At 71.4% G+C, this 24098-nt stretch carries 20 protein-coding genes and 1 pseudogene; 10 read left to right on the forward strand and 11 right to left on the reverse strand.

Annotated elements, in window-relative coordinates; genetic code table 11:
- Positions 1-78: 78 nt before the first annotated feature.
- Positions 79-270: pseudogene (locus ND747_RS26235) on the reverse strand (transposase); the annotation flags it as partial.
- A gap of 415 nt (positions 271-685) precedes the next feature.
- Here ND747_RS26235 and ND747_RS26240 point away from each other — a divergent pair.
- Positions 686-1138, forward strand: coding sequence for a hypothetical protein (locus ND747_RS26240; RefSeq protein ID WP_251736941.1), 453 nt, complete (start codon positions 686-688; stop codon positions 1136-1138).
- Positions 1139-1454: 316 nt separating this feature from the next.
- Positions 1455-2207 (forward strand): dienelactone hydrolase family protein, encoded by a 753-nt coding sequence (locus tag ND747_RS26245; RefSeq protein WP_251736942.1) that lies wholly within the window; start codon positions 1455-1457, stop codon positions 2205-2207.
- A 174-nt stretch (positions 2208-2381) separates the two neighbouring features.
- Here the strand turns inward: ND747_RS26245 and ND747_RS26250 are convergent, their stop codons facing one another.
- The 4 genes from ND747_RS26250 to ND747_RS26265 all read right to left on the reverse strand — a co-directional run bounded on the left by ND747_RS26250 (position 2382) and on the right by ND747_RS26265 (position 8857).
- Positions 2382-4763 (reverse strand): Hsp70 family protein, encoded by a 2382-nt coding sequence (locus ND747_RS26250; RefSeq protein ID WP_251736943.1) that lies wholly within the window; start codon positions 4761-4763, stop codon positions 2382-2384.
- 463 nt (positions 4764-5226) lie between these two features.
- Positions 5227-6060 (reverse strand): hypothetical protein, encoded by an 834-nt coding sequence (locus ND747_RS26255; protein ID WP_251736944.1) that lies wholly within the window; start codon positions 6058-6060, stop codon positions 5227-5229.
- 401 nt (positions 6061-6461) lie between these two features.
- Positions 6462-7298, reverse strand: coding sequence for a response regulator (locus tag ND747_RS26260; protein ID WP_251736945.1), 837 nt, complete (start codon positions 7296-7298; stop codon positions 6462-6464).
- Positions 7295-8857, reverse strand: a complete 1563-nt coding sequence (locus ND747_RS26265; protein ID WP_251736946.1) for a sensor histidine kinase — start codon at positions 8855-8857, stop codon at positions 7295-7297. Before ND747_RS26265 ends, ND747_RS26260 begins: the two co-directional genes overlap by 4 nt.
- Positions 8858-10113: 1256 nt before the next feature.
- Here ND747_RS26265 and ND747_RS26270 point away from each other — a divergent pair.
- Positions 10114-10356 (forward strand): DUF6158 family protein, encoded by a 243-nt coding sequence (locus ND747_RS26270; protein WP_251736947.1) that lies wholly within the window; start codon positions 10114-10116, stop codon positions 10354-10356.
- 6 nt (positions 10357-10362) lie between these two features.
- Here the strand turns inward: ND747_RS26270 and ND747_RS26275 are convergent, their stop codons facing one another.
- From ND747_RS26275 to ND747_RS26290, 4 genes are all read right to left on the reverse strand, one after another.
- On the reverse strand, positions 10363-12405 hold the full coding sequence (locus ND747_RS26275; protein ID WP_251736948.1) for a substrate-binding domain-containing protein: 2043 nt from the start codon (positions 12403-12405) through the stop codon (positions 10363-10365).
- A gap of 484 nt (positions 12406-12889) precedes the next feature.
- The gene (locus ND747_RS26280; protein WP_251736949.1) at positions 12890-13186 is read right to left on the reverse strand and encodes a GNAT family N-acetyltransferase; all 297 of its coding nucleotides are present in this window, start codon (positions 13184-13186) and stop codon (positions 12890-12892) included.
- A gap of 114 nt (positions 13187-13300) precedes the next feature.
- On the reverse strand, positions 13301-13822 hold the full coding sequence (locus ND747_RS26285) for a DoxX family protein (RefSeq protein WP_251736950.1): 522 nt from the start codon (positions 13820-13822) through the stop codon (positions 13301-13303).
- 305 nt (positions 13823-14127) lie between these two features.
- Positions 14128-14679 carry a MarR family winged helix-turn-helix transcriptional regulator gene (locus tag ND747_RS26290; RefSeq protein ID WP_374216329.1) on the reverse strand — a complete coding sequence of 184 codons (552 nt, stop codon included), beginning with the start codon at positions 14677-14679 and terminating at the stop codon, positions 14128-14130.
- A gap of 405 nt (positions 14680-15084) precedes the next feature.
- Between ND747_RS26290 and ND747_RS26295 the strand changes: the two genes are divergently transcribed.
- From ND747_RS26295 to ND747_RS26310, 4 genes are all read left to right on the forward strand, one after another.
- Positions 15085-16086, forward strand: a complete 1002-nt coding sequence (locus tag ND747_RS26295; protein WP_308204699.1) for a BON domain-containing protein — start codon at positions 15085-15087, stop codon at positions 16084-16086.
- Positions 16083-16877, forward strand: coding sequence for a metallophosphoesterase (locus ND747_RS26300; protein WP_251736952.1), 795 nt, complete (start codon positions 16083-16085; stop codon positions 16875-16877). Before ND747_RS26295 ends, ND747_RS26300 begins: the two co-directional genes overlap by 4 nt.
- A 930-nt stretch (positions 16878-17807) precedes the next feature.
- Positions 17808-18029: a hypothetical protein gene (locus ND747_RS26305; RefSeq protein ID WP_251736953.1), complete on the forward strand. Its 222-nt coding sequence runs from the start codon at positions 17808-17810 to the stop codon at positions 18027-18029.
- Positions 18030-18156: 127 nt separating this feature from the next.
- A complete protein-coding gene (locus ND747_RS26310) occupies positions 18157-18384 on the forward strand; it encodes a hypothetical protein (protein ID WP_251736954.1) in 228 nt (75 codons plus the stop codon).
- Between the two features lie 7 nt (positions 18385-18391).
- Here the strand turns inward: ND747_RS26310 and ND747_RS26315 are convergent, their stop codons facing one another.
- Entirely contained in the window at positions 18392-18631 is a 240-nt protein-coding gene (locus ND747_RS26315) for a zinc ribbon domain-containing protein (protein WP_251736955.1), read from the reverse strand.
- 139 nt (positions 18632-18770) lie between these two features.
- Here ND747_RS26315 and ND747_RS26320 point away from each other — a divergent pair, with 139 nt between their 5' ends.
- Positions 18771-19802 carry an asparaginase gene (locus ND747_RS26320; protein ID WP_251736956.1) on the forward strand — a complete coding sequence of 344 codons (1032 nt, stop codon included), beginning with the start codon at positions 18771-18773 and terminating at the stop codon, positions 19800-19802.
- Positions 19803-19948: 146 nt separating this feature from the next.
- On the opposite strand, the gene ND747_RS26325 is transcribed toward ND747_RS26320, so the two are convergent.
- Positions 19949-20581, reverse strand: coding sequence for a J domain-containing protein (locus ND747_RS26325; protein ID WP_251736957.1), 633 nt, complete (start codon positions 20579-20581; stop codon positions 19949-19951).
- A gap of 363 nt (positions 20582-20944) precedes the next feature.
- Between ND747_RS26325 and ND747_RS26330 the strand changes: the two genes are divergently transcribed.
- Together ND747_RS26330 and ND747_RS26335 are read left to right on the forward strand one after the other, a co-directional pair.
- Entirely contained in the window at positions 20945-22336 is a 1392-nt protein-coding gene (locus tag ND747_RS26330; protein ID WP_251736958.1) for a CoA transferase, read from the forward strand.
- 497 nt (positions 22337-22833) lie between these two features.
- Entirely contained in the window at positions 22834-24009 is a 1176-nt protein-coding gene (locus ND747_RS26335; RefSeq protein ID WP_251736959.1) for a branched-chain amino acid ABC transporter substrate-binding protein, read from the forward strand.
- Positions 24010-24098: the final 89 nt, after the last annotated feature.

The following is a 24098-nucleotide window of genomic DNA, read 5'->3' on the forward strand; positions in this document are numbered from 1 at the left end:
ACGCCCGTCACCCGACACGCCCACTAGAGGCGATCATGAACCTTGCTTGCTAACCGACAACTATGCCGGGGCCCTGGGCCGGCGGTAGCCATCAAGCCACGCGATCGTCCGTTCGATCTTCCACCTGCGCCGGCCGAGACGTTCGGTACTGTCCACCCCGCGCCGGGCGATCCGGACGTCGATGCGGCGTCGGCGCAGGAACCGGCGCAGACCCTGCTGGTCGTAGGCCTTGTCAGCCCGAAGCTTCGCCGGTTGGCGTCGCCGCAGTCCCTGCGGGCAGCAGCTCGCCGAGTGCCGGAGCGGGGCTGGAGATCCGTTCCATCGATCTTTCCTGGCCCACCATGACCGGGGTCTCGGTGGCGACGGGCCCGGATGTGGCCCCCGACCGGGCCATGAGGCGCGGATCGGTGCGGGACGGTGTCGATCTCGTTGTCGAAGGGTGAACATGGCCTGGGCCAGGTGGTAACGGGGTAACAGTTCGAACTGCCCGGGAACACGGTGTGATCTGTCGCGAGGGTGACCACCAAACTGCCCCCCAAGTGAGGGTTCATCCGGCCAAAATGGGTACGTGCAACGCATGGTTCGACGTCGTCGTCCTCAGTCCGCCCGCCACCGAGCGCACCGTCGCGCGGCGCGCCGGATTGTGCTGCCCACTGCCACGTTTGTCACTGCGGGGATCGTCACTGTGGGAACTGCCTTCGCCTGTACCGGCTCCACCTCCGCCGCAGCCACCCGTCCGCCCGGGGTGGCCCAGAGTGGCGGCACGGTCGTCGTCGCAAGCTCGGTGCGGGCGGCGGACACCCTCGCGCCCTCGCCCGCGGACGTGAGCGCCATCGCCTCGGCGGTGAAGAGCAGCGAGTACACCTCGGCCGTTCCCGCCAACGACTACGAGGTGACCGGCACCGTCCTCGCCGCCAGCGACCCGACCTGGGCCTATACCGAGCTGCACCCGACCGTCGAGGACTACGACCGCGCCGAGGGTGTCCTGCACCACACGTCCGGTGGCTGGCAGCTCGTCCAGCTCGGTACCTATGAGCTGGGTTGCGGCGTCGCGCCGGCCGACGTCCTGGACGACTTCGGTCTGGAGTGCCCGCCCCCGGGCGCGGACGACAGCACCGCCGAGGCCACCGCCGCTTAACCTCACCGCCCGTCAAGACCCGCCGGACCCGTTCCCGTCTGGTCCAGCTGCTACCGCTCGCTGCTGCCTGACTTCATCTGGTTGACGAGACCGCCCCGCCGCGCTCCCTGCGCCGCGGGGCGTCGGCGTCTGTGACCCGGGTGTGCGAGATGCTTGTGTGGCTAAGTGTTGTCCCGCGTCCGGCGCGTGGCGCTGGGACAACGGAAGATGCTTACTCCCGTTAAGTATCGTCCCGCCGTGCGTCTCGCCCCACGGTGCGGGGCCACGGCCGCGAACAGCGGCGTGCGGTCGCAAGCAGCAGCGAAAGGTGAGCCGAGTGCCCGTTACCGAGATCGACGTCCAGACCCCTGACGGCGTGTTGGACGCGTACGTACACACCCCGGACAACGCCGCGGGAAGCGGATCACCGCTGCCGGTGGTGGTCTTCTACCCGGATGCCGCCGGGGTCCGTCCGACGGCGCACCAGATGGCCCAGCGGCTGGCCGACGAGGGCTATGCCGTGGTTGTGGTGAACTACTACTACCGGCAGGGCAAGGTCTCGTTCAATCTCAACACTGTCTTCGCCGATCCCGACGCGCGGACCAGGATCCAGGCGGCGCTGCAGGGCGCCGAGCCCGCCCTGATCGTGCGGGACACCGCCCTGCTGCTCGACGCGCTGGCGGGCCGCGACGACCTGCGGGCCGACCGGGTCGGCGCGGTGGGCTACTGCCGAGGCGGCAACCTGGCGTTCACCCTCGCCGGGGCGGTACCGGAGCGCATTGCCGTCGCCGCGTCGATCCACGGCGGGAGCATCGCCACCGAGGCGCCGAACAGCCCGCATCTCAACGCCGACCAGATCCAGGGCGCGCTCTACTTCGGCGTCGCCACCGACGACCCGCACTGCACACTCGAGCAGCAGGAACTGCTGACCACGGCCCTGGACAAGGCTGGCGTCCGCTACGAGCTGGAGCGCTACGACGCCGCCCACGGGTTCGCCGTCCCCGATCACAACGGCCCCTACGACCCGGCCGCCGCCGAACATCACTGGGATAAGATCATCGCGCTGTTCGCCCGCGAACTGTCGCGTTGACCGTTCTCCGGCTCGTCCGCGGCACTGCGCGCCCGCTGTCGCGCACTGTGGACGAGCCGGTGGAACACACGCTGGGAACCAGCCGGGCGGGGACGACCAGCCGCGGGGGCGAGTATGCGGGTGCGCCGGGCGGGGCACGACGGGCGGGACGAGCCAGGCGGGGACGGGACAGCCTCAGGGGCGGTAGATGACGTCCCACAGGCGGGCGGTCATGTCGGTGCTGGTGGTGGCGAGCAACAGGCCGAAGGGGGCGAACGCGCAGCTCATGACGGTGCTGCTGTGGCCGGCGAGGGTGGCGACCGCCGCGCCGGTGGCGACGTCCCACAGCAGGGCGGTGTCGTCGGTGCTGGCGGTGGCCAGCAGCTTGCCGTCGGGGGAGAAGGCGCAGCTCTGCGCCGAGCCGGGCAGGGTGGCGACGGTGCTGCCGTTCGAGGTGTCGGTCAGCCGGGTGCCCTCGTTGCCGGCGGTGGCGAGCAGGGCGCCGTCCGGCGAGAAGGCGCAGCCGCCGGTGAAGTTGGTGTGGCCGGGCAGGCTCATGATGATCTCGCCGACGGAGACGTCCCACAGCAGGGTGGACTCGGCGCCGGCGCTGACCAGCAGACGGCCGTCGGGGGAGAACGCGCAGCCGTAGACGGTGCCGCGGTGGCCGGCGAGCGTGGCGATGTTCTTGCCGGACACTGCCCCCCACAGCCGCACCGTCCGGTCGGTGCCGGTGGTGGCGACGAGGCTGCCGTCGGGGGAGAACGCGCAGCCGTAGACGGGGCCGCGGTGGCCGGTCAGCGTCACGACCTGGCGGCCGGTGGCGACATCCCACAGCCGGGCGGTCTTGTCACTGCCGGTGGTGGCGAGCAGGCGGCCGTCGGGGGAGAAGGCGCAGTCGTGCACCAGGATGCTCTTGCGCCCGCTGAGCGTGAGGCCCGTGCGGCCGGTGGCGACGTCCCACAGGCGGGTGCCGTCCTTGCTGGTGGTGGCGAGCCAGTGGCCGTCGGGGGAGAACGCGGCCGAGGTGACGTCGCGCTCGTGGCCCTTCAGCGTGGCGCGGGCGGTGACCTCCACCTGATGGGACGGCCGGGTGCTGCGTTCGAAGCCGCGCAGGTCCGCCCCGGCGCCGGCGGCGGCCCCCGGGCTGCCCAGCAGCGGAGCCGGGCCCGAGGGCAGCGTGGTGGCCAGCCAGTCGGCGTCGCGCACCGGCGTGCCGGGTTCGGCGTGGGTGTGCAGGAGGCTGCCGGGGGCGTCCATCGCCAGGTCGAACAGGGAACCGTCGGTCAGCCGCACCCGGGCGAGCACGGCGCCGGCGTCGTACCGCTCGCCCGGCTCGACCAGCCAGCGGACCATCGTCGCCCGGGCGCCGGGAATGTCCCACCGGGCCGGGACGAGCACCGGGTTCGGCCGGGCCGCGGTGGTCCGCCGGGTCGACACCGAGGATGCCCAGGCTGCCGCACCGAGCACCACGGCGAGTTCCGGATCAACCGGCGTGTACACCTGGGTGGTGGGCCAGGCGGTGCCGACCCCGAGCCGACCGGTGAGAATATCGGTGACCACCGGAACATGCGCGCTGCCGCCGACGGACAGCACCCCGCCGAGCTTCTCCGGGCCGTACCCGCCTGCTTCCAGCAGATGCTGGCAGCAGGCCATGGTGCGGGCGAGCGTCGGCGAGGCGAGCTGGGTGAACCGGTCGCGCTGCATGCTGACCAGCAGACCCGCCGGACTGAACACATCCTCCACGGTGGTGATGTCGCTGAGCTGGTGCTTGACCGCTCGGGCGAAGTCGAGTAGCTCGTGGCGGGTGCGGCTGGCCGTCGTCTGGTGCAGGTCGCCGTGGCCCGGCGGGTTCAGCAGCGGCTCGAGGCCCGGACCGTACAGGCCGAGAATCTCGTCGAACAGGATCTGATCGAGATCACGCCCGCCGCAGTCGTGCAGCGCCGAATGGCTGAGCAGCTCATGCCGACCGTCGGCGCCGACGGCGATCAGTGCCCCTTCGAACGTTCCGCCGCCGAGGTCGTAGACGAGCATCAGCGTGCCCGGCTCCGGCTGCACTCCGTCCAGCGGCGACCAGGCCGCGGCCAGCGGCTCGGCCAGCAGGTCGACATCGACGAACCCCGCTGCCTCCGCCGCCGCGATCATCACCCGGCGCAGCGGCCCGGACGGATCGTAGCTGGCCGGCACCGTCACGACCGCGCGGGACAGACGCTCACCGCCGCCGGCGCCCCCGGCGCCCCCGGCACCGCCGTTCAGCTGCTGCTCCGCCTCGGCCTTCAGCGCACTGATAACCGCTGTGACGAGGGTGTGTGGCGGATAGCCGCGACCATCCAACGGGACGGCGACATCGCGCACCAGATCACGTTTGATCTCCCCGCGGTAGGCGGCCGGCCAGATCCGCTTGCGCCGCTCGGCGAGCGTGCCGACGATGAGACTGCCCCCGTCGGCGAACACCGACGCCGGCCAGTTCGCCGACCCGCTGGCCGGCTCCCGCACCAGTTCGATGCGCCCGTCGACGGCCAAGGCGGCCCTGGCACTGCAGGTGCCGTAGTCGATCGCGAGGATCGGCTCGCCCACGGCACCCCCTGTCCACGTTTTCCGGTGGGCAGATCGTAGCGGCGACCACTGACACGACGTCGGCGCCCTCACCAAACCGACCAGCAACGGGACGCATCGTCCAGTGTCGGTCGCCGCTCGTGAGCATCAATCCTGGGCGGGCCGCCGATCTCCCCCGATCCCCCCGTAAGACCGACGGCCCGAGGAATCACGCCGGTACGCCCCCGGTACGACCCCGAGCCGCCTCACGTTCCCCCCGACGAGGCGGCCGGATACCGCCGCACCGGCGTGATCCCTTGGCACCATCCTGGGCAACCCGACCGGCGAGCACCATCCCTCATTCATCAGGGGAAAACCGTCCGATCGCCCCGCTCGGCTGTGGCTGGGACGGGACGTCGGCGGGGCGAATGTCGGCGGGACGGGTGTCGGCGGGACGGGTGTCGCGAGGCCTGCGGCGGCGGGGCAGGCGTCAACGGGATCGAGGTCAGCGGGCTCGGCGCCATCGGGCCGGATGCCAGCGAGGTGGGCGGAGCGCCTCGGCCGTGCCTGCCAGCAGCTCGAGCTGGTCGTCGACCACCCGGGTGAGCTCGATCACGAGATCGGCGGGCAGGCATGTGTCCTCGCCAGGCGAGAGCCGAAGTCGGGCAAGCGCCCTGCCGCGATGGGAAACATGGAGAACCTCCGAGGTCGGGCTGCCGGCCACGAGAGTTCCTGCGCCGGTCTCGATGCGATCCGGATCGGCCTCGATGTTTTCCGCGCCAGTTGCGTTGGCCGCGTTGGCCGCGTTGGCTGCGTCGACGGTGTTGACCGTGCGGGCCGTGCGGTCTGGGCGCGGCGGAGCGCGGACGCATCCCGGGCCGTCGACGCCGCTGCCGCCCGCAGCGCCTTTGCCATGGTCGAGGTGCGAGCCCGGATCGGAGGCCAGGCCGATGCCCAGGTCGGAGCCCAGGCCGATGCCCAGGTCGGAGCCCGGGTCGGAGCCCAATTCAGAGCCTGGGGCAGGGTCCTGGCCACGGTCGGGCCTGACGTCCAGGGCGCGGGCCAACGCGGTGGCCAAAGCGGCGGTGGGCAACAGCCAGCGTTCGTCGTCGACCCGGTAGAGCCGGGCATCCGGGGGCCCCAGCCAGATGGCGTGGCCGTGGGTCCGGGCGCCACGCTCGCCGGAACCGGAACCGGAACCGGAACCGGGTGGGTCGGGGGCGCGGATCCTGGTCATGCCGGGCGGGAGCGTGGCGGCGGCCAGGAACGAGGCAAGGAAGGCGGCGCGCTGCTGGCTGGACCTGGTGCGGCCGGCCTCCCTGCTCCCCCCGTTTCCCATTGGGACGAGGGTGTGGGTCGCGGTACCCGACCGCAATCCCACAAAAAAACGGGGATCGGAGCAGCCCGAACGGGCCGGGTGGCCAGGCATTGAAGTGGCGGTGGTCATATTCGCTTGCCGGGGCGAGGCGGAGATCGACCTGGGCGGTTTTTCGTGGATCAAGAAGGTGGCGCGGCCAGGGCACGAAGCGCGGTCGCTGGGCACGGTGATACCCGGGCTGAGCGACCACGGTTCGTGGAGTGGCCCCGGGCGTGGCAGCGAAGGAATGCCATGCGAACGCACGGTAGTGATGTGGTCATGTTTCACGGACAACGAGGACCGGCCGCGATCCACAAGAGGTGACCTTGGTGAGGTGGGACTAGCCGAAGGTCGGTGGAGATCGGCGGATGCGAGGGCGAAGATCAGCTGAAGCCGAGTTCGCGGGCCCACTGGCCGGCGGCGCTGCTCGGCGCGATCGAGGGAGGGGCGTCGGGGTGACTGGCGAGATACTTGGCGCGCACCGTGCGCAGATAGTCGGCGACAACGCTTTCGCTGATGTGCATCTCCCGGGCCGCCTCCCGGTAGGTCAGGCGACGGCAGCCGACGAGGATCATCACTTCGGCCTCGCGCGGGGACGGCCGGTGCAGCCGCCGACGTCGGCGGGCGGCGTCGAAGATGCGGGTGAGGTGGCGGTGGGCGGCCGGTGGCGTGAGATCCCACTCGGCGCACAGCTCGTCCAGCAGATCGCCCTGGGCGAGTCCGCGCAGAAGATCGCGCTCGGTGGTGTCGATTTCGTCCCGGGACAGTGGCCGGCGCAGCGAGTCCTCGAGCAGGAAGCCGGCGAGGCGAGTGGAGATGTGGTAGCCGCCGGCCGCAACGGCGGTAACCGCGGGCACGAACTGATGGGACGGCGCAGCCTTGTCGACGAAGCCGCGGGCGCGGGCGGCGATCGCGTCGAGCACCTCGTCCGGGGTGGCGACACCGGAGGTGGCCAGCACGAGCAGGCCGCGTCCGTGCAGTTCGGTGACGGCAGCAGCGCCCGACAGGCCGGGCAGGTGCAGGTCGCAGACGACAACGTCCGGGGTGGCGGCGGGGTCGAGGTCCTCCAGGCGCGGTGCGGGCGCGAGCACCGAGAAGCCGGCGCCGGCGAACCGGGCGGCGAGCGATTCCGTGGTGATCGGATGGTCCTCGACGATAGCCACGGAGACGGGTCGGCTTGCCTCGTCGCGGTTGCGGCCGTTCTGGTGGGTCAGGGTCACATCGGCTCCCCGGGCGGTGCAGGAGATGGAATCGGTGCCGGCTGTGAGATCGGTGCCAGCTGCGGGGTCAGTGCCGGGGGTGCGGCTGGTTGGAGGGGTGGGGGTGGTGCGGCGGCGTCGTCGGGGTGGGCTGGCCAGCGCATGGTGACCTTGACGCCGCGGCCGGGGCGGGCAGTCACGTCGACGCGCCCGCCATGACGTTCGAGGGCGCGGTAGCTCCCGGCGAGACCGCCGCCGGGACGCACCGTCGCCGGGTCGAAACCGACGCCGCGGTCCCGGACGACGACGAGAATCGCCTCCGCGTCGCCCTCGGCAAACAGGCTGACCTCGTCCACCTGGCCGGCATGCCGCACGACGTTGCGCAGGGCCTCGCGGGTCATGGCCACCAGTGCCTCGCGGACGGGCTCGGGTGGCTCGCCCGCGATCCGCACGAACGGCACCAGCGCGAGACCTTCGTCTGTGAAGGTATCGACAACCGCCGACATCATTGCCTCGATGCCGAATTCCCCTTCGTCCTGAGCTGCACTCGAATCCACGCCCTGCTGCGGCCGGGTCTGGTCCGCAGCCGCTTTCCAGCCGACCTCGCCCACGCCATCTGTCCCGCGTGCCCGGCCAGTTCCGCCTGCGCCGCTCAGCCCACCCGGGCCACCCGCGCCACCCGGGCCGCCCGCTCCGCCTGCGCTACCCATCCCGCCCGGGCTGCCCGCTGCGTCCGCCGCGGTCGGACGGGGGCGGTCGTTCGCGAGGGTATGGCCGTCGTGGAGGACCCGAGGTTCAAGACCACGGGGGTCCATGATGATGCGGCGGGCCCGCTGGGCGCCGCGGCGGGCCTCCCGGACCAGAGCGGCCGACGGCGCGCCGCCGCCGGCCACATGATCCACGATCGGGAGCAGGTAGTCGTGGATCTCCCGGTGGGTGATCTCGCGCTGGCGCAGGCTCTCAGCCTCACGTTCCTGTGCGACCGCACGGTCCGAAGCAGCGGCGGCCTCGTCCTGTGCGTCCGCGGTGGCCTTCGACAGCCGGCGCAGTTCGGCGGCGATGAGCATCGCGACGACGTACCACAGGGCGAAGCCGAGCAGGTCGGAGCCGAGTTTGAGGGTGATGTCCGGCAGCACGGCGAGGCTCCACGTCGCCATCAGCGCCACCACCAGAAGCACCCCGGCGAACCCGAGCCCCACCGCGATACCCACCCCGGCGGACGACACCAGGCTGAACGGAACCAGCTCCGTCATGATCCGATTGCGCTCGTGCGGCCAGGCTGCCCGCGAGCCGACGGCCATCAGCGCCACACAGAACAGCACGTCAGCGAGCACCAGCCGGCGGGACAGCCGCCCCACCCGGTGCCACGCCCGCCAGGCGAAGCAGGCCCCCTCGGCGAGCGCGGCCACCGCGACCAACACGGCGATCCAGGCATGACGCAGCCCGGACCAGTCGAACAGCGGGATGAGCACGAACGACGCACAGGCCGCCCGCGCATACCCCACCATCCGCGCCAGGCGCTGCTCGGTACGCATGACGACGGCCCGGGGCGGCCCCGCCGACGCGACCAAACCGGTCATGGCTCGCAACGGTAGTGAGCAATCATGATCTTTGCTACCCCCCGCAACCGATCCAATCCAACCGCATCCTGGGGCAGGGCGGGTTGCCTTCCGACGCAGGGTGGTTGCTTCCTGAGACGGGACGGTGTGCCGTGGCCGACCGGTGGGCACGGCCACACCATGACGACCATCGCGCGCACCACAGACGTCCTTCCGCCGCCGGGGCCCGGCCCAGGGCCGGTCACCCCCGATCCGGTCCCGCCGATCCCCGTGCCCGACCCGACTCCGCCCGGCCCCGGCACCGACCCGGTGCCCCCCGGCCCGGGCCCAGACCCCGTCCCACCCGCTCCTGACCCCGACCCCGTCCCGCCCGGCCCCGGTCCCGATCCGATACCGCCCGGCCCCGGACCCACCCCCGTCCCCGTCCTGTCGCGTTGATCCTCCAGCCCGGACCCACCCGCTCCACCGCGTCGATCCCCTGGTGGTGGCGGCGGCGGACCTGACCTGTCCTCGTCTGCTGCCCGCCCTCGTCTCACGCTGTCGGGGTCTGTCCGTGCTCCGGCGTGCCTCCTGCCGTGTACGTCGGTCGTGGCAACCCCACGATCCGCGTGTCCGGCCCGACCGGTAGTCCTGGCCCGACCGGTGGTCCTGGCCCGTCGAGATGCAGGCCTGCCATCACGTTCCGCGCAGACATGCCGGAGAGTGACCGTCCCAGGGGCCGGTGGACGTTCCACCAGCACACCCCCGCCCCCATCCACCCCCGACACCCACCAACCGGCACCCTCCGTGCCACCCACACCACTTCCTGCAACGAAACCGGCTCGGTCACGGATGACCGAAAGCCATGATCCGTTCCTGCCGAGGCTTGGTGAAGGATCTGCGGGCCGGAACCTTCACTCCGCCTCGGCAGGAATCCGTGACTTGGCGTACTGGTCGCCGGCCCAGCGGCCAGCGGCCAGCGGCCCCAGCGGCCCCAGCGGCGCGGGGCGCCCGCTGTCGCGGCGATCGGCTGATAGCTGGTGACTGGGTGTGCTGTTCGGGGGAGTAGTGAGCGAAAAATGTGATGTATGGTAACGGTTTGTTACCGTCGGGGGGCGGTTCGCCGTTTCTTGAGGTATCGATCGTGGCCTGCTCCTACGGCCCGGGTGGGGGCCAGGGGTCGGGCGGGAGCCTGCTGCTCGGAGGCGCCGGCGGGGCGGATGGCCCATGGGTGTGGTCTTTCGGCCGGTGCTGATTTTTGGCGAGCTACATCAACCGGCGGCGGGTACACCGAGGGAATGACGCATCGACCCGAGGGAATCCCCGCTCCCGCACTCACCGACGACGATCTGACCCGCGAGCTACGGCACCTGCATCGAACCCGCCACGACGCGTTTCTCACCGGCAGCGAGGACGCCTTCGAGACCCACACCGCGCGCATGCTCGAGCTTGAGCAGGAGTATCTGCGCCGCTTCCCCGACGCGGCCAGCCCCGACCCCCTACGCACCCGGGCCGGCCGCCGACGTGCCGCCGGAGTCTGACGAAGATCAGTTGGCGGTCGTGAGGGTGTCGGCGTAGATGCCGAACAGTCCGAGGGCGTCGGGGGCGATGTAGGCCCGTCCGCCCGTGGCGTCGGCCAGGCGCTGCAGGGAGGTGGCGTCGGCAGCCGGATCGCAGGCGATGATGACCAGGCGAACGGGGTGGTTCGCGTCGTAGTCGGCGCGTAGCTGCTCGACGGTCTCGTCGAGGGTCGGCTCGCCGGCGGCCGGCGCCTCGCTGCCGTCCTGGCTCAGGCTGCCGTTCCGGCTCGTGCTGCCGTCCTGGCTCGTGCTGCCGTCCTGGCCTGCGCTGCTGTTCCGGCTCGTGCGGGTGCTGCCAGTTCGGCCCTGCTGGTTGGCGTCGCCGCTGGTGGTAGAGGGAGCGTTGCCGAGGAGGCCGTCGGTGATCACGATGATCTCGTTCAGTCGTCCCGTGGTGAAGTGGGCCTGACGGTCGCGGACGGCGGCGAGAATCGTCGAGTACAGGGTGGTGGCCCCACCGGTGCGCAGCGATCGGGCGATCGAGGTGAGCTCGTCGAGGTGGGTGCCGGTCGGGGCCGGGGCGTCGAGGCTCGCCATCGGCGCGAGCACTCGATGGCCGTCGGGCAGGGCGCCGGCGGACTGCCAGACCCCGAGGTCACTGGTCGGGCCGAGGACCTGCAGGCCCGCGACGGCGAGGTCGGACGCGGTCTGGATGCGGGTACGGCCCGGCTGACCGGTGACGGGCAGGCGCATCGAAGCGGAGGTGTCGACGACGGCGATGGCGGCGCCGCGCTGGCGGGCGTGCCGGAAGAAGCGGCGGGCAGTGCCGAGGGTGCTGTCCGAAGCGTCGATGCTGGCGAGCTTCGGCGGGGTGGCGCGGACCCCGTCGGTGATGGTGAGTTTGTCGGCAAGGCCGGCCGGGTCGTCGTGTCCGGCGAGCTCCGCGGGAGTGCGCAGGCCGGCGTCGGAGAGCACCCGCCGTCCGGCGTCGGTGCCGAGGAAGTCGAGCAGCGAGGCGGCGACTGCCCGCTTGGCCTGCACGTCGGACGTGTGGGTCAGCACGATGTACGGCACGCTTGCGGTGAACATCCCGTCGGACGGGTACTGGGCGACCAGGGTGCTGCCCCGGACCTGCGAGCTTCCACCGGTGCCGGCCAGACTCCGGTTGTAGGCGATCACGTCCGATTCCAGGGCGGGGAAGGCGGACGCCGGCCGCCCGCCGCCGGGGACGGCGCCAGCGCGCTCGGCGTCGAACAGCTGGCCGTCATACGTCGGCAGCCAGGTGGTGAGGCGTTCGAGCCGGACGGTCGTGGCCTGTGCGGCCCGGTCCTGGTCGAAGGTGCCGGCGGACATCTCCGCCGGGGCGATGCCGCGCGCAGCGCTGACCGTACCGATCACCGCACGCAGTGCTGCCGCGGACGAGTCCGGGTTCGCCATGTCGAAGCGGAACTGTCCCCAGTCCGGGTGGCCCTGGGACGCCCAGAACCCCTGAACCGCGGCGTCGGCGGAGAGCTCCGCCCAGCTCAGATGCCGTTCCGGCCAGCCGAGTTGCTGCGCCATCTCACGGGGCATCGCGATTACCACCGGTGAGCCGGCGATCGTCGTCGCCCGCAGCGGCAGTTTCGGGGCGGCGGAAGCGGACTCCTGCCCGAGCGCCAGCCAGTCACTCGACTCGGGAATCCACACGTCCGGGATGGACGTCGCGGACGGGCTCGCCCGGGCCACCGCGTCCAGGGTCCGATCGGACGGTGTGGCCTGCACCGTGATGGTCGGGCAGGGACCGTCACGGTCGCCGTGGGCTCGCTCGTAGGCGGCGGCCAGGGCGCGTACCGGTACGGCGAGCGACGGCGCGGTGGTGATCGTCAGATTCGTCCGTGGGGTGCCATCCGCACAGGTGGACGGGTCGCTGCCGCCCAGGATGGACGTCGCGGCAAAGGTGGCGCCGGTGACCAGCAATGCCGTCGGTACCAGAATCAGCAGACCATTGACCGCCCCGCGCCGGCGCCGCGGCGCCGCCACGTCCGGTACCGCCACACTCGGTGTGATCTCCACACTCGGTGTGATCTCCACACTCGGTGCGGCCTCGCCCGGCGCGGGCCGCCCGCCCAGCCCGCTCCGGTCACAAGACAGCGCCTGCCCGCCGGGTGCGAACTGGTCACCGGACGCGGCATGACGGCCTCGCGACCTATGCCGGGCGCCGGACACACAGAGTCCCTTCTCGGCGCCGCACCGCATCTCGGGCGACACCGTATCTCGCGGTGACACCTCCACCGCGGGATCCCGCCGCCGCCTCGCCAGGCCACGACCACTCCACCGTGCCAGCGACAAACCGCCAGGCGACGAATATGAGCATGCCGGGGTTGGCCGTTGTGCATCTGTTTCAGCTGTCGTCGCGGCGGTGTCCTCCCGGCCCGACGGTGGCCCGACGGCGGCCCGATACCTGGCGGCCGGGGCCCGGCGGGAGTCGAGATCGGCAGCTGCCCATCGCAGGGCGCCTTCGGGGCCACGTCGGACGCGGCCCCGGGCGGCTGGTGGCCGGCGGTCGGGTCGGGAGCTAGGCCGTCCCGTCCGCGACGACCAAATCGGCGTAGACCGGATGGCGGTCGATGTACGCGCGGATGTAGGGGCACTGCGGTACCACAGCCAGCTGCCGGGCGCGCGCATCATCGAGGGAACCGGCGGCCAGGGCGGAGCCCACTCCCCTGCCCTCGAACTGTGGTGCGACCTCGGTGTGCACGAGGATGATCTGCTCCCCGCGGCGCTGGTACTGCACGAATCCGGCGACCTGGCCGTCGGACGTGCGCGCCTCGTAACGGTGTCGGTCGGGATTGTCGATGACGGCTAGCTCCATGGAAGTATCCTCGCCCGTCACCGGGACCTGAGGTCACCGATACGCCGTCCCGCCCCTGTGGCCGGCAGCAGACCGGACACGGGGGGCACGGGACCGGCGGGTGGATCGGGTCCGTCAGACCTTGGCCGTTTCGGCCGGCTTGCGTTCGGGACGCCAGGCGGTCGCCAGCAACAGGGCGGCGCCTCCGACGCCGAGAACGAGGGCGATCAGACCACCGGCCCAGCCGTCGAGCTCGATGTCGATCGCGTGGTCGAGCGAGGCCCTGCCCGGGCCGAGGATGCCGATCGCCGCGCAGACGGCCGCGATGAACAGGACGTACTCGTAGCCCTGGCCCGGACGGAAGATGAAGAAGCCGTTGGTGCGGTGCGCGGTGATCCCGGCGACGACCATGGTGCCGATGATGGCGCCCGCCGCGAACGGGGTGAGGAAGCCGACGACCAGCCCGGCACCGGCAGCGAGCTCGACCAGCCCGGACATCCAGGCGTGCACGATTCCGGGCCGAAGACCCATGCTCTGGAACCAGCCGGCGGTCCCCTGGATCCCACCCGGGCCGAAGACGTGGTTGTAGCCGTGCGCGATCAGAGTGAGGCCCACAATGATCCGGAGTACCAGGGCCGCGGTGTCAGGTGATGTCACGTGTCCTCCTTGAACCGGGCCCCAGTGGATCGTGGCGGCGGCCGGCGTGCCGATGTCGCAGCGCCGACAGTAGCGGGTTCACAGAGAAGACACGCTAATTGCAATGATTGTGATCTATCGTCGTCCGTTCGCTGACGGTGAAACCGCGGCGGATCGTGCCCGCCGGTGCGGAGCCATCGGCGAGGACGCCGCCGCGCCGCGCTGACTCGGCCGTGCCATCGTCGCGGTGCGGTCCGGACCGTCCTGCCGTCCGTGCCTCACCAGCCGTTGCCGATGGGTGGTTCCGGTGCCAGCGCGGGCGTGCGTCAGCGCGGGCCGTCCTGGTCGACGATTCGCGTCAGCATGGACAACAGGGCGCCCTGCTCCTCCTCGGACAGTGGTGCGAGCAGCTTGTCGTTCATCTGGTCGATGCGATCGGCGACCTGACCGTGGGTCGACTCCCCACGCTTGGTCAGTCGAAGGACGTTGCGCCGGCCGTCTCGTGGGTCACGAACCCGGCGAATGAGACCTCGCTGGACAAGTCGCGCCACCACATCGGCAACCGTGGACCGGTCGAGCGACGCCCGTTCCCCGAGCGTGCGCTGGTCGATGTCGGGATCGGCCAGCAGGCTGTTGAGCACCACGAACTGCGGCGGCGTCGTCTCGGTGGAGACGGTGGTCGTCCACAGCTGGTAGGTGACCTGCTGCAACCGGCGGGCCAACTGGCCCGGATGGCTGGACATGTCCACCACGCCGCTGGTGCTGGGCGGCTCGGCCGGCTGCGAGGGCACGGTGGCCGGCTCGGTGGCGCGTTGCCCGGGTAGGCGCTCGCCGGAATGTTCCAGCGCGCTGGTGTCATCACCGACACTCCTGGGCAACTGGTCGGATCGTGTGCGCGCGTTCAGGGTTCGCTTCCAATCCGGTGTCGAAGTGGGCGGCCGACGAGTTCGCCGCAAAGGTCATCATCGCTCATGTCGACGCTCGTTGTCGCCATGCTGTCAGAATCAGTGGCGCACCGGCACCGGCGCAGTAACTGCCGTGGCAGGTGGTGAAATTATAACTACGAATATCCGGACATCTGCGTGTCTGCGTAGTACGCTCGTCACCGCTTCGGGGTAGCCATTAGGGATGTCGCACGGGTGACAGCGCGTCCCCGCCCCCACTGGCCCAGGTGGGCCAGCACCGGCCGAAGGCGGCGAGGTGCATCGGTGCGCAGATACGGGTAGTGGCTGTCTATGGAGGATGCGCCCAGAGGCCTGCGGGAGAGTCTGAAACGTGTTGCGGTGACCCTCAAGGAGGCGAACATCCCGTTCGCCCTCGGCGGGAGCTACGCATGTTGGGCTCGTGGCGGGCCCGAGCCGGTTCACGATGTGGATTTCATGCTGCGTGAAGAAGATGTTCCCCGGGCGGTCGAGGTGCTGGCCGCGTCGGGCCTTCGCCCGGTGGATCCACCGGAGGACTGGCTGACCAAGGTCTTCGACGGTGAGGTGCTCGTTGATCTGATCCATCATCCGGTCGGTCGTGCGGTCACCGGTGCGATGTTGGAACGCTCCAGTGAGATGTCGGTCGACTCGGTGCGCATGCCCGTCCTGGACGCCACGGACTGGTTCGAGATGACCCTGCTCGCACTCGAGGAGCGCTACTGCGACCTTGCCCGGGTGCTTCCGATGATCCGGGCGATGCGCGAACAGGTCGACTGGGAGCAGGTGCGCAGATCCACCGCCGCATCTCCCTTTGCGGAGGCCGCTCTGCTCGTCGCCACCCGCCTCAACCTCATTCCGCCGACGCCCACCGGCATTACCGCCGGACCCACCGACATTGCCGCCGGACCCACCGGGACAGCCACCGGATCCACCGGGACTGCCGGTCGGTCCAGCGGGGCTGCCGGCGGGCCCGGCCATACCGCCGCAGGGCCCATCGGGGGGCGGCGCAATCCGGTTGGGCCGGGCCGGACTCCGGTCGTGACAGCCGGAGCCGATGTCACCGAGGCCGACGAGTACCTCGCCGGAGACCTGCACGAACTGCTTGCCGAGGATCCCCGGGTGGCCGAGCTCGGGCTCGAGGTGTCCGTCCGGGAGGGAGTCATCCTGGTCGTCGGCGAGGTCGCCACCGCCGCCCGCCGTCGTGCGGTCACCGAGGTGCTCCGCGAGGCCGCCGCGGGCCGGCCAGTGCACAACGAGGTGGCTGTGACCGACCAGGCCACAGCGACCGGCGGGACCACCGTGGGCCGCGGGATCGGCACCGGGACCGGGGTCGGCACCGAGGCCGCGGAGATCATCTCATGATCCGGATCGCCGCTGTCGGCGACATTCATCTGGGCACGGACAGCGGCGGGAGCTTCGCGCCGGTCGTGCATGACCTGATCGGACATGCCGATGTGCTGTTGCTGGCCGGCGATCTGACCCAGCACGGCCGGGTGGCCGAGGCCCGGGTGGTGGCTGCCGAGGTCGCCTCGGCGCAGCTCCCCGTGCTCGCGGTCCTGGGTAATCATGACTACCACGACGACGCCGAGGACGAGATCACCCGCATTCTCGTCGACGCCGGCGTGACGGTGCTCGAGGGAACCGGCACCGTTCTCGATATCGCTGGCACGCGTCTCGGTGTCGCCGGGGTGAAGGGATTCGGCGGCGGGTTTGCCGGCGCGAGCTGCTCGGAGTTCGGCGAGCCGCTGATGAAGTCCTTTGTGCGGCACAGCAGAGAGCGGGCGGCCAGCCTGGGTGCGGCGTTCGAGGACCTGACCTGCGATATTCGAGTGGCATTGACCCATTACGCCCCGGTCCCGGACACGCTGATCGGCGAGCGGGCGGAGATCTATCCCTTTCTGGGGAGCTACCATCTCGCTGAGGTCATCGATGCTGCCGGAGTGGACCTCGCCCTCCACGGCCACGCACATGCCGGATCCGAACGTGGAACGACGGCCGGCGGAGTGCCCGTCCGTAATGTGGCCAGACCAGTGATCGGTAAATCCGTCGCCCGCTACGAGATCGCCCAGGACGGATGCGGTGACCTGGCCGGAAGCGCACCCCCGGCATCGCGGGTACCCGCCGGCGAGGCGGACTCCCGCGCACCGTCATGACATTTGCCGAATCGCTGGTTGGGTACATCGATGTGTGCGGAAAGCGGTGATACTCCGGACGAAGGGCGCCTGCTTACCCCGATCAGGGGGTCTGGCCGAGGGGGCATCCCATGACCCGTCCGGGGGGTGCAATGGGGTCAGGCTGACCCACGCCATGATCTCCTGAGGCTCGAAGTGGCCGCCCGGACGGGCCGCCGCTGGCGCCGTGGGGCCACCCGATCGGAGGTGACCCGTTCGCGCCCGACGATCGTGGACCAGGTGGCCCGTTCGGGTCCCGGTCCGTTCGGGTTCTGGTCCGTTCGGGTCCTGGTCCGTTCGCACTGCCGTCCGACGGGCGTGGACGTGGCGACACGGACCAGGGGATGGTGAGGCTTCATTCTCACCATGGGTAGTTGGTCGTCGGTGGCCACGATGGGATGCCCGGGCCTGGGTACGGGCTGTGCGCGATGGCGTCGAATCCGGCCTGTGGGCGCGTCCGAGCTGTGAATGCCCTGTGCGGCAGGGGCATTGTGTCGTTGGCGGGGCTGTGGTCGGGGTTGTGAAAACGTCTGCATGACCGTGGCACCGATGGGGCACTAACCAGCCATGGGACACTCCGTACTTGATCGACGGTCACCCACCGCTGTTGGCCGGGGCTTCCTGTCGCGACGGGAACCCGCAGCTGATCGCACTGATCAGTCAGGGTCCCCGGCCGAGCCGGCGCGTTCGACTGCGACCAGACGTGCGGCGCCGACCAGACGTGCGGCGCCGGCTGGACGTGCGGCGCCAGCGAAGCGTCCGGCGGCGGAGCGGGCCGGGGATGCGGCTTCGGTCGCGGGTCGTTCCTGGGCGGGGAGGCTGCAACCAGCCGTCGGTGTTGCGGGCGTTCGGTCGAGCCTGGACGTCGGGACACGTGGGCAGGCAGCCGAACCGATCAGCCTGCGTCGCCTGTTGCGCTGGGGTCTGGTCGCGAGCGTCGTGCTGCTGGTGCTGTTCTCGCTGGTGGGGGGCTTCGGCGCGCTGGCGTTCGGGGCGATCGCCGCGCTGTGGTCCCTCGCGGTCGGCTGGGTCATCGTGTTCGGCCCGCCGACCACGGCCACCGTGCCGGACCGGCACGTCCTGGTCCACCAGGCCCGAGCTGCCCTGGGCGGATGGTCACGTACCCGCGGCTGAACGATCGGGGCACGGCCCGGCGCCGGGTGACCGGGTGACCGGGCGACCGGGCGAGCATCCCTGGCGGGCCGATGGAAAGCGGGCTCGTGGGCGCATGACCTGGGGCGATGCGGGGTAGGACCCGGCCATGGGCAGGCGAGGGCGCGGCGACGACGATCAGTGGCCCGGCTCGAATGCCCTGCTGCAGACGCTGGTTTCCGGATTGTCCCAGGATGAGCGGGACGAGACGCTGCAGTTGCTGCGTCGACGCCTGGCGGAGGACCGGGCGGCGGCGAGCGGCGGGCAGCGGGAACGACAGGTCGACGTGGGCCCACGTAGCCGGGCAGGACGCAGCCCCGCCCATCGCGGCGGGTGAGCGGCACTCAGCCGCAGCAGCCGCCACCGCAGCAGGCGCCACCAGATGACGGTGCGGCGGCCATCGCCGGAGCGGGCGAACCGGACGCCGACACGCCCCGGGCCACCGCGACGGCCGAGAAGACGCGCGAGGTCTCGACATGGCCGGCGGGGCAGGTTACCCCGCTGTCCGGAGCGGACTCGGTCATGCTTCGACGGACCTCGAACGAGGTGTCGCACACCCGGCAGCGGTAATCGTAGGCAGGCACGGGTCCAGGGTATGGGGAGCGCGGCCCGGATGCCCGGCACTGCGGCGATCCGTGGGGGAAATCGTCCCCTATGTTTCCGGTCGGGCACAGGTTGGCGGGATACCCGCGCGACGGGCGCAGCCGTCGTACCCTGCTGGCTATGGAGCCGCCGGTCGGGCCGCGGGTGGTCGCCGAGATAGTTCGTGGGCTGCGCGGAGGCGAGCCGTTCGTCGAGAGTGTGCACCATGGCACAGTCGTGGGGCTGGCTCGGGACGGTTCGGTGGCGCTGCGGGTCGGCGCACCCGACGAACCGATGTTCCCGCGTTCGGCGGTCAAACCGCTGCAGGCGGTGGCCCTGCTGCGGGCCGGGCTCGACGGTGTGTTCCTCAGCCGTAACATCCCGGACGACCTGTTGGCGATAGTCGCGAGCTCGCACAGTGCGGAGAGTCGGCACCTCGTCCGGATCCTGGAGATCCTCTCGGTGGCCGGGGTCCCGGTCGATGCCCTGCGCTGCCCGCCCGATCTGCCGCTGGGCGTCGCGGCGATGCAGGCCCACCTACGGGCCGGCGGTGGCGCCGAGCCGATCCTGATGAACTGCTCGGGCAAACACGCCGGAATGATCGCCTGCTGCGTGGCCGCGGGCTGGTCGATCGACGACTACACCGACCCGGACCATCCCCTTCAACAGGTCGTCCGGGAGACCGTGACGGAACTGATCGAGGAGCCGATCGCCGGTACGACGGTCGACGGCTGCGGCGCACCCCTGTTCGCGCTCTCCCTCACCGGCCTCGCCCGTGGGCTGCAGGCGATGGTGCTGGCCGAGCCCGGCTCACCGCAGCGCCGGGTCGTCGACGCGATGCGCGCCCATCCCGGGCTCATCGGGGGGATCGCCTCCACCGATACCGACCTGATGCGCGCGGTCCCGGGCCTGCTGGTGAAGAACGGCGCCGAGGGCGTCACCATCGCCGCGACCGCCAGCGGCCATGCCGTCGCCGTGAAGATCGCCGACGGCGCGGGTCGGGCAGGTGTCCCGGTGGCGCTGGCCGCGCTCGGCCGGCTGGGCGCCCTGCCCGCGGCGAACACCCCGGGTGCCCCGTCCATCGACCTGGCGCAACTGGCGGTCCTCGGCGCCCCGACCGTCCTCGGCGGCGGTCGCCCCATCGGCTCCCTACGCGTGCGCCTGCCCGCCTGACCCAGCCGTCCGCCGTTCTCCGTACGCCCGTTGCCGCTCTTGCCCGCGTCTCCTTGCCGGACGCCCGCGCTCGGTACGCCTCGTGATGGGCTGGGCGGCAGGATCCGGCTACGCGGGTCGGCGTCCGGGTCGGCCGGCGCCCGACGTCATCGTCGCGGAGTGTGCGATTCGCGTCTGGGCGGACGGTCGCCATGGTGGCGCGGACGGCCGGCGACGGTGACGGCGATCGGGGGGATGATCGCGGCCACCGCCAGCATGGCCATGGCGGCGGGCACCGAGTACAGCCGGACGAAGGTGCCACCGGTGATGAACAGGGCCAGGGAGATGCCCATCAGGATCAGGTAGCGCCGGCGCACCACCGGATCGTTCCCGGCCAGCAGTGCCCCCGGCGGGGGCGCGGCCATCCCCGTCGGCCTCGACGTTCCCGAGGCCGCCGGCCCCGCGGCGGACATCCCCGGCGTCCCGGCCGTGGTCGTCCCGGGCGTGCCGGACGGCCAGGGGGAGCCGGCCGACGAAGGGGGGCCGGACCGTCGCGAGGACGGCCGGGCAGTGGCGAAGGGCGACCGGGCCGCGGCGGCGAGGCGCAGGTCGTAGCGGCGGCGGCGGTCGGGGTCGGCCAGGACGTCGTAGGCGACCCTAACCTGGGCGAAGGCGGCCGGGCGACCACCGGCGTCGGGATGGGTGCGGCGCGCGGCGAGTCGGTAGGCGTGGCGGATCTGGTCGGCGCTGGCGTCGGGTGGAATCCCCAGCACCTCGTAGAGCGAAGGTTGCGCGGCCATGCGGCGCCTCCCTGGCCGTCCGCTGATCGGGCCCCCCACGGGTGGACGCGGCCGGGACTGCGGCGGACGCGGCCCATTCCACAGTATGAGCCAACCCCGCAGGACAGGCCGGTCACACGGCGACAGGCCGGTCGCACGGCATGGGGCGGTCGCACGGCATGGGGCGGTCGCACCGCCCGGGTCGGCCACCGCGTCGGCGAACAGCCGGGTGCACTCCAGAGCGGTTGGGCATGGCGATCCGTGGCTTCGGCGCTTAAGGTGATGCCCCGCGCACTTTGCGGTATCACGTGCCCTGCGGCGCGCGGCGAGCGCGGCGAGCGTGCCGGCGGGAGTCCGTCCGCAGGCAATCATGGGATGGGGACAATGGGGCGGGCCACGGAGATCGTCGATCGGGTGGGGTCGCTGGTAGGGGAGGACGTCACCGGCCGGCTGACGGTGACCGGGCCGGCGGACGTGCTGCCGAGCCTGTACCGGGTGACGACCCTTGCCGCCACGACGACGGCAGCGGCGGCGGTCGGTGCGGGGCGGCTGTTGTCGGCCCGCACGGGCGAGGGGTCACCACCGGTTGCGGTGGACACCCGACATGCCGCGGCGGCGTTCGGCAGCGAGCGGCACCTGCGGGTGGACGGGCGGCCGACGCCGTCGGCATGGGAGCCGATCTCCGGCTACTACCGGACCGGCGATGATCGCTGGATCCAGCTGCACTGCAACTTCTCGCACCACCGCGACGGCGTGCTGGACCTGCTCGGCGTTCCGAACGACCGGGAGGCGGTCGCCCGGGTGATCCGTCGCATCGACGCGGTCGCGCTCGAGACGGAGCTGCAGGCGATGGGCCTGTGCGCGACCATGGCCCGGACGGAGCGCGAGTGGTCGGACCATCCGCAGGCCGAGGCGCTCGCCGGGCAGCCGGTGCTGGCCGTCGAACGTCTCGACGACAGCCCGCCGCAGCCACTCACCCCGACCGAGACACCGGCGGCCGGGGTGCGGGTGCTCGACCTGACCCGGGTCATCGCCGGTCCGGTCGCGGGGCGCACGCTCGCCGCCTATGGCGCGGACGTCCTGCGCGTCGGCGCCGCGCACCTGCCGGAGGTGCACACGCTGCTGGTCGACACCGGGTTCGGCAAGCGCAACACGTTTCTCAACCTGCGGGTGGGTGCGGATGCCCGGCGGCTGCGCGAACTGATCGCCTCGGCGGACGTGCTGGTGCAGGCCTACCGGCCGCGGGCGCTGGACCGGCTCGGGTTCGGCCCGGCGGCCGTCGCCCAGCTGCGTCCCGGCATCGTCTACGCGACGATCAGCGCCTACGGCCACACCGGCCCGTGGAGTGGACTGCGCGGGTTCGACAGTCTGGTGCAGACCGCGTCCGGGATGACGCTGGCCGCCGCGGCCGGGCGGGACACGCCGGACCCGCTCCCGCTGCCGGTACAGGCCCTCGACCACGGGACCGGTTATCTCGCGGCCTACGGCATCCTCGACGCGCTCGCCCGCCGGGCCCGGGAGGGCGGCAGCTGGCATGTGCGGGTGTCGCTGGCCCGCACCGGACGGCTGCTGACCGACCTCGGCCACCATGACACCCGGGCGGCCCCGCCCCCGGATCCGGCCGATCTCGAGCCGTACCGGGACACGTACGTGAGCGAGTTCGGCGAGCTGTCCTACATCCGTCCGCCGGCCACCGTCGCCGGGGTCGCGCCACGGTGGACCCGTCCACCCGCGCGCCTGGGCACCAGCGCACCGACCTGGTCGATCCGCCCCTGAGCCCCCGGGCCCCCGGGCCATCGAGCCCCCGGGCCGTCGAGCACCTGGGCCGTCGAATCGCTGGGCCGTCGAATCGCTGGGCCGTCGAATCGCTGGGCCGTCGAATCGCCGGGCCGCCAGACCGGACGCGTACGTTGTCGCATTTTCAGCTGGTTGCGTTGGGCGGACGGCCTGGGCGTGAAGAGGCTGGCAAGATTGCCGGCGGCGCGCCTAAGCCGCAGCAATGTGTCGTCGGTGTAACAACCTGTTGGGCTACTTTCGGGCGATCTGCTCGGAGGACTACGTTGCCGCCATCTCCAGTGGGCGTGCGCAGTGGTCGGTCGGCAGGTTTCGAAGGACGGTGTTCCCGTCCGACGATCCGGTTGAGGTCATCGCGGGTGCGTCCCCTAGCGGGTAGTGGCGTGTCCCGGTCGCGAGCGCCGCTCGCGACCGGGAGTAGCTGGCAGCGTGACGGGGCGGCAGCGGAGTCGCACCCGATGGACCGGAGGAGGACATGGATGGGTAGGCGCCCGCTTCTGGGAGCGATCGCCCTGGCCACAGCGGTGACATTGTCGGCCGCGGCCTGTGGGAGCAGCGGGGACGACTCGTCCTCGAGCGGCAAGAAGACGATCACCATCGGCTTCCAGGGCGTGCTTTCGGGGGACAACCAGCAGCTTGGCCTGAACGCGCTCTACGGGGTCCGGACCGCGATCGCGGAGGTCAATGCCGATGCGGGCCTGCCGTTCGAGCTCAAGCTGGTCGAGTCGGATGACGCCGGCTCGCCCGATCAGGGCCCGACGGCGGCCCAGAAGCTGATCGACAACGACAAGGTCGTCGCCGTGGTCGGGCCGATGTTCTCCGGTGCGACCAAGGCCAGCGAGCCTGCCTACACACAGGCCGGCCTGCTGTCGGTGAGCCCGTCGGCGACCAACCCGGCGCTGACGACGCTGGGCTTCAAGACGTTCTACCGAGTCATCGCGCCCGACACCGTGCAGGGCAAGGCCGCCGCGGACTACCTTGCCGGGGTGCTGAAGGCCAAGAAGGTCTACTCCCTCGATGACAAGAGCGAGTACGGCACCGGCCTGTCGGGCGCACTCGAGCCCGAGCTCAAGGCAAAGGGCGTCGAGGTCGTTCACGACGGCATCAACCCGACGAAGGACTACACCTCCGAAGCCACGAAGATCATCGCGGCCAAGCCGGACGTGCTGTATTACTCCGGCTACTACGCCGAGCTCGCCCTGCTCACCAAGGCGCTCAAGGACAAGGGCTTCACCGGCAAGATCGCCAGTGGTGACGGGTCGAACGACCCGCAGTACGTCGCGCAGGCCGGTACCGCCGCGGCCGAGGGCGCCTACCTCACCTGCCCCTGCGGGGACGCCAACTCCGATCCGAAGGCGGCGGCGTTCGTCGAGTCCTTCAAGAAGGTCAACAAGGGCGCGAAGCCCGGCACCTACTCCGGTGAGGCCTACGACGCCACGAAGGCCCTGGCCAGCGTCTTCAAGCAGCTCGGTAACGGCGACGTGAGCCGCGAGTCGGTGCTCAAGGCCTTCGCCGGCGTCAACTACGCCGGCATCACCAAGACCGTCTCCTTCGAGTCGAACGGCGAGGTCAAGGGCTCGAACGTGTACGTGTACCAGGTGAAGAACGGCGCGATCACGGTCCTCGGCAACATCGCGGACCTGCTCAAGGCCTGACCCACCCCGACCTGGGGGGGGGGGGGGGGGGGGGGGGGGGGGGGGGGGGGGGGGGGGGGGGGGGGGGGGGGGGGGGGGGGGGGGGGGGG

The organism is Frankia sp. R82, assembly GCF_023716925.1.
In the GTDB taxonomy this organism is placed as follows: domain Bacteria; phylum Actinomycetota; class Actinomycetes; order Frankiales; family Frankiaceae; genus Frankia.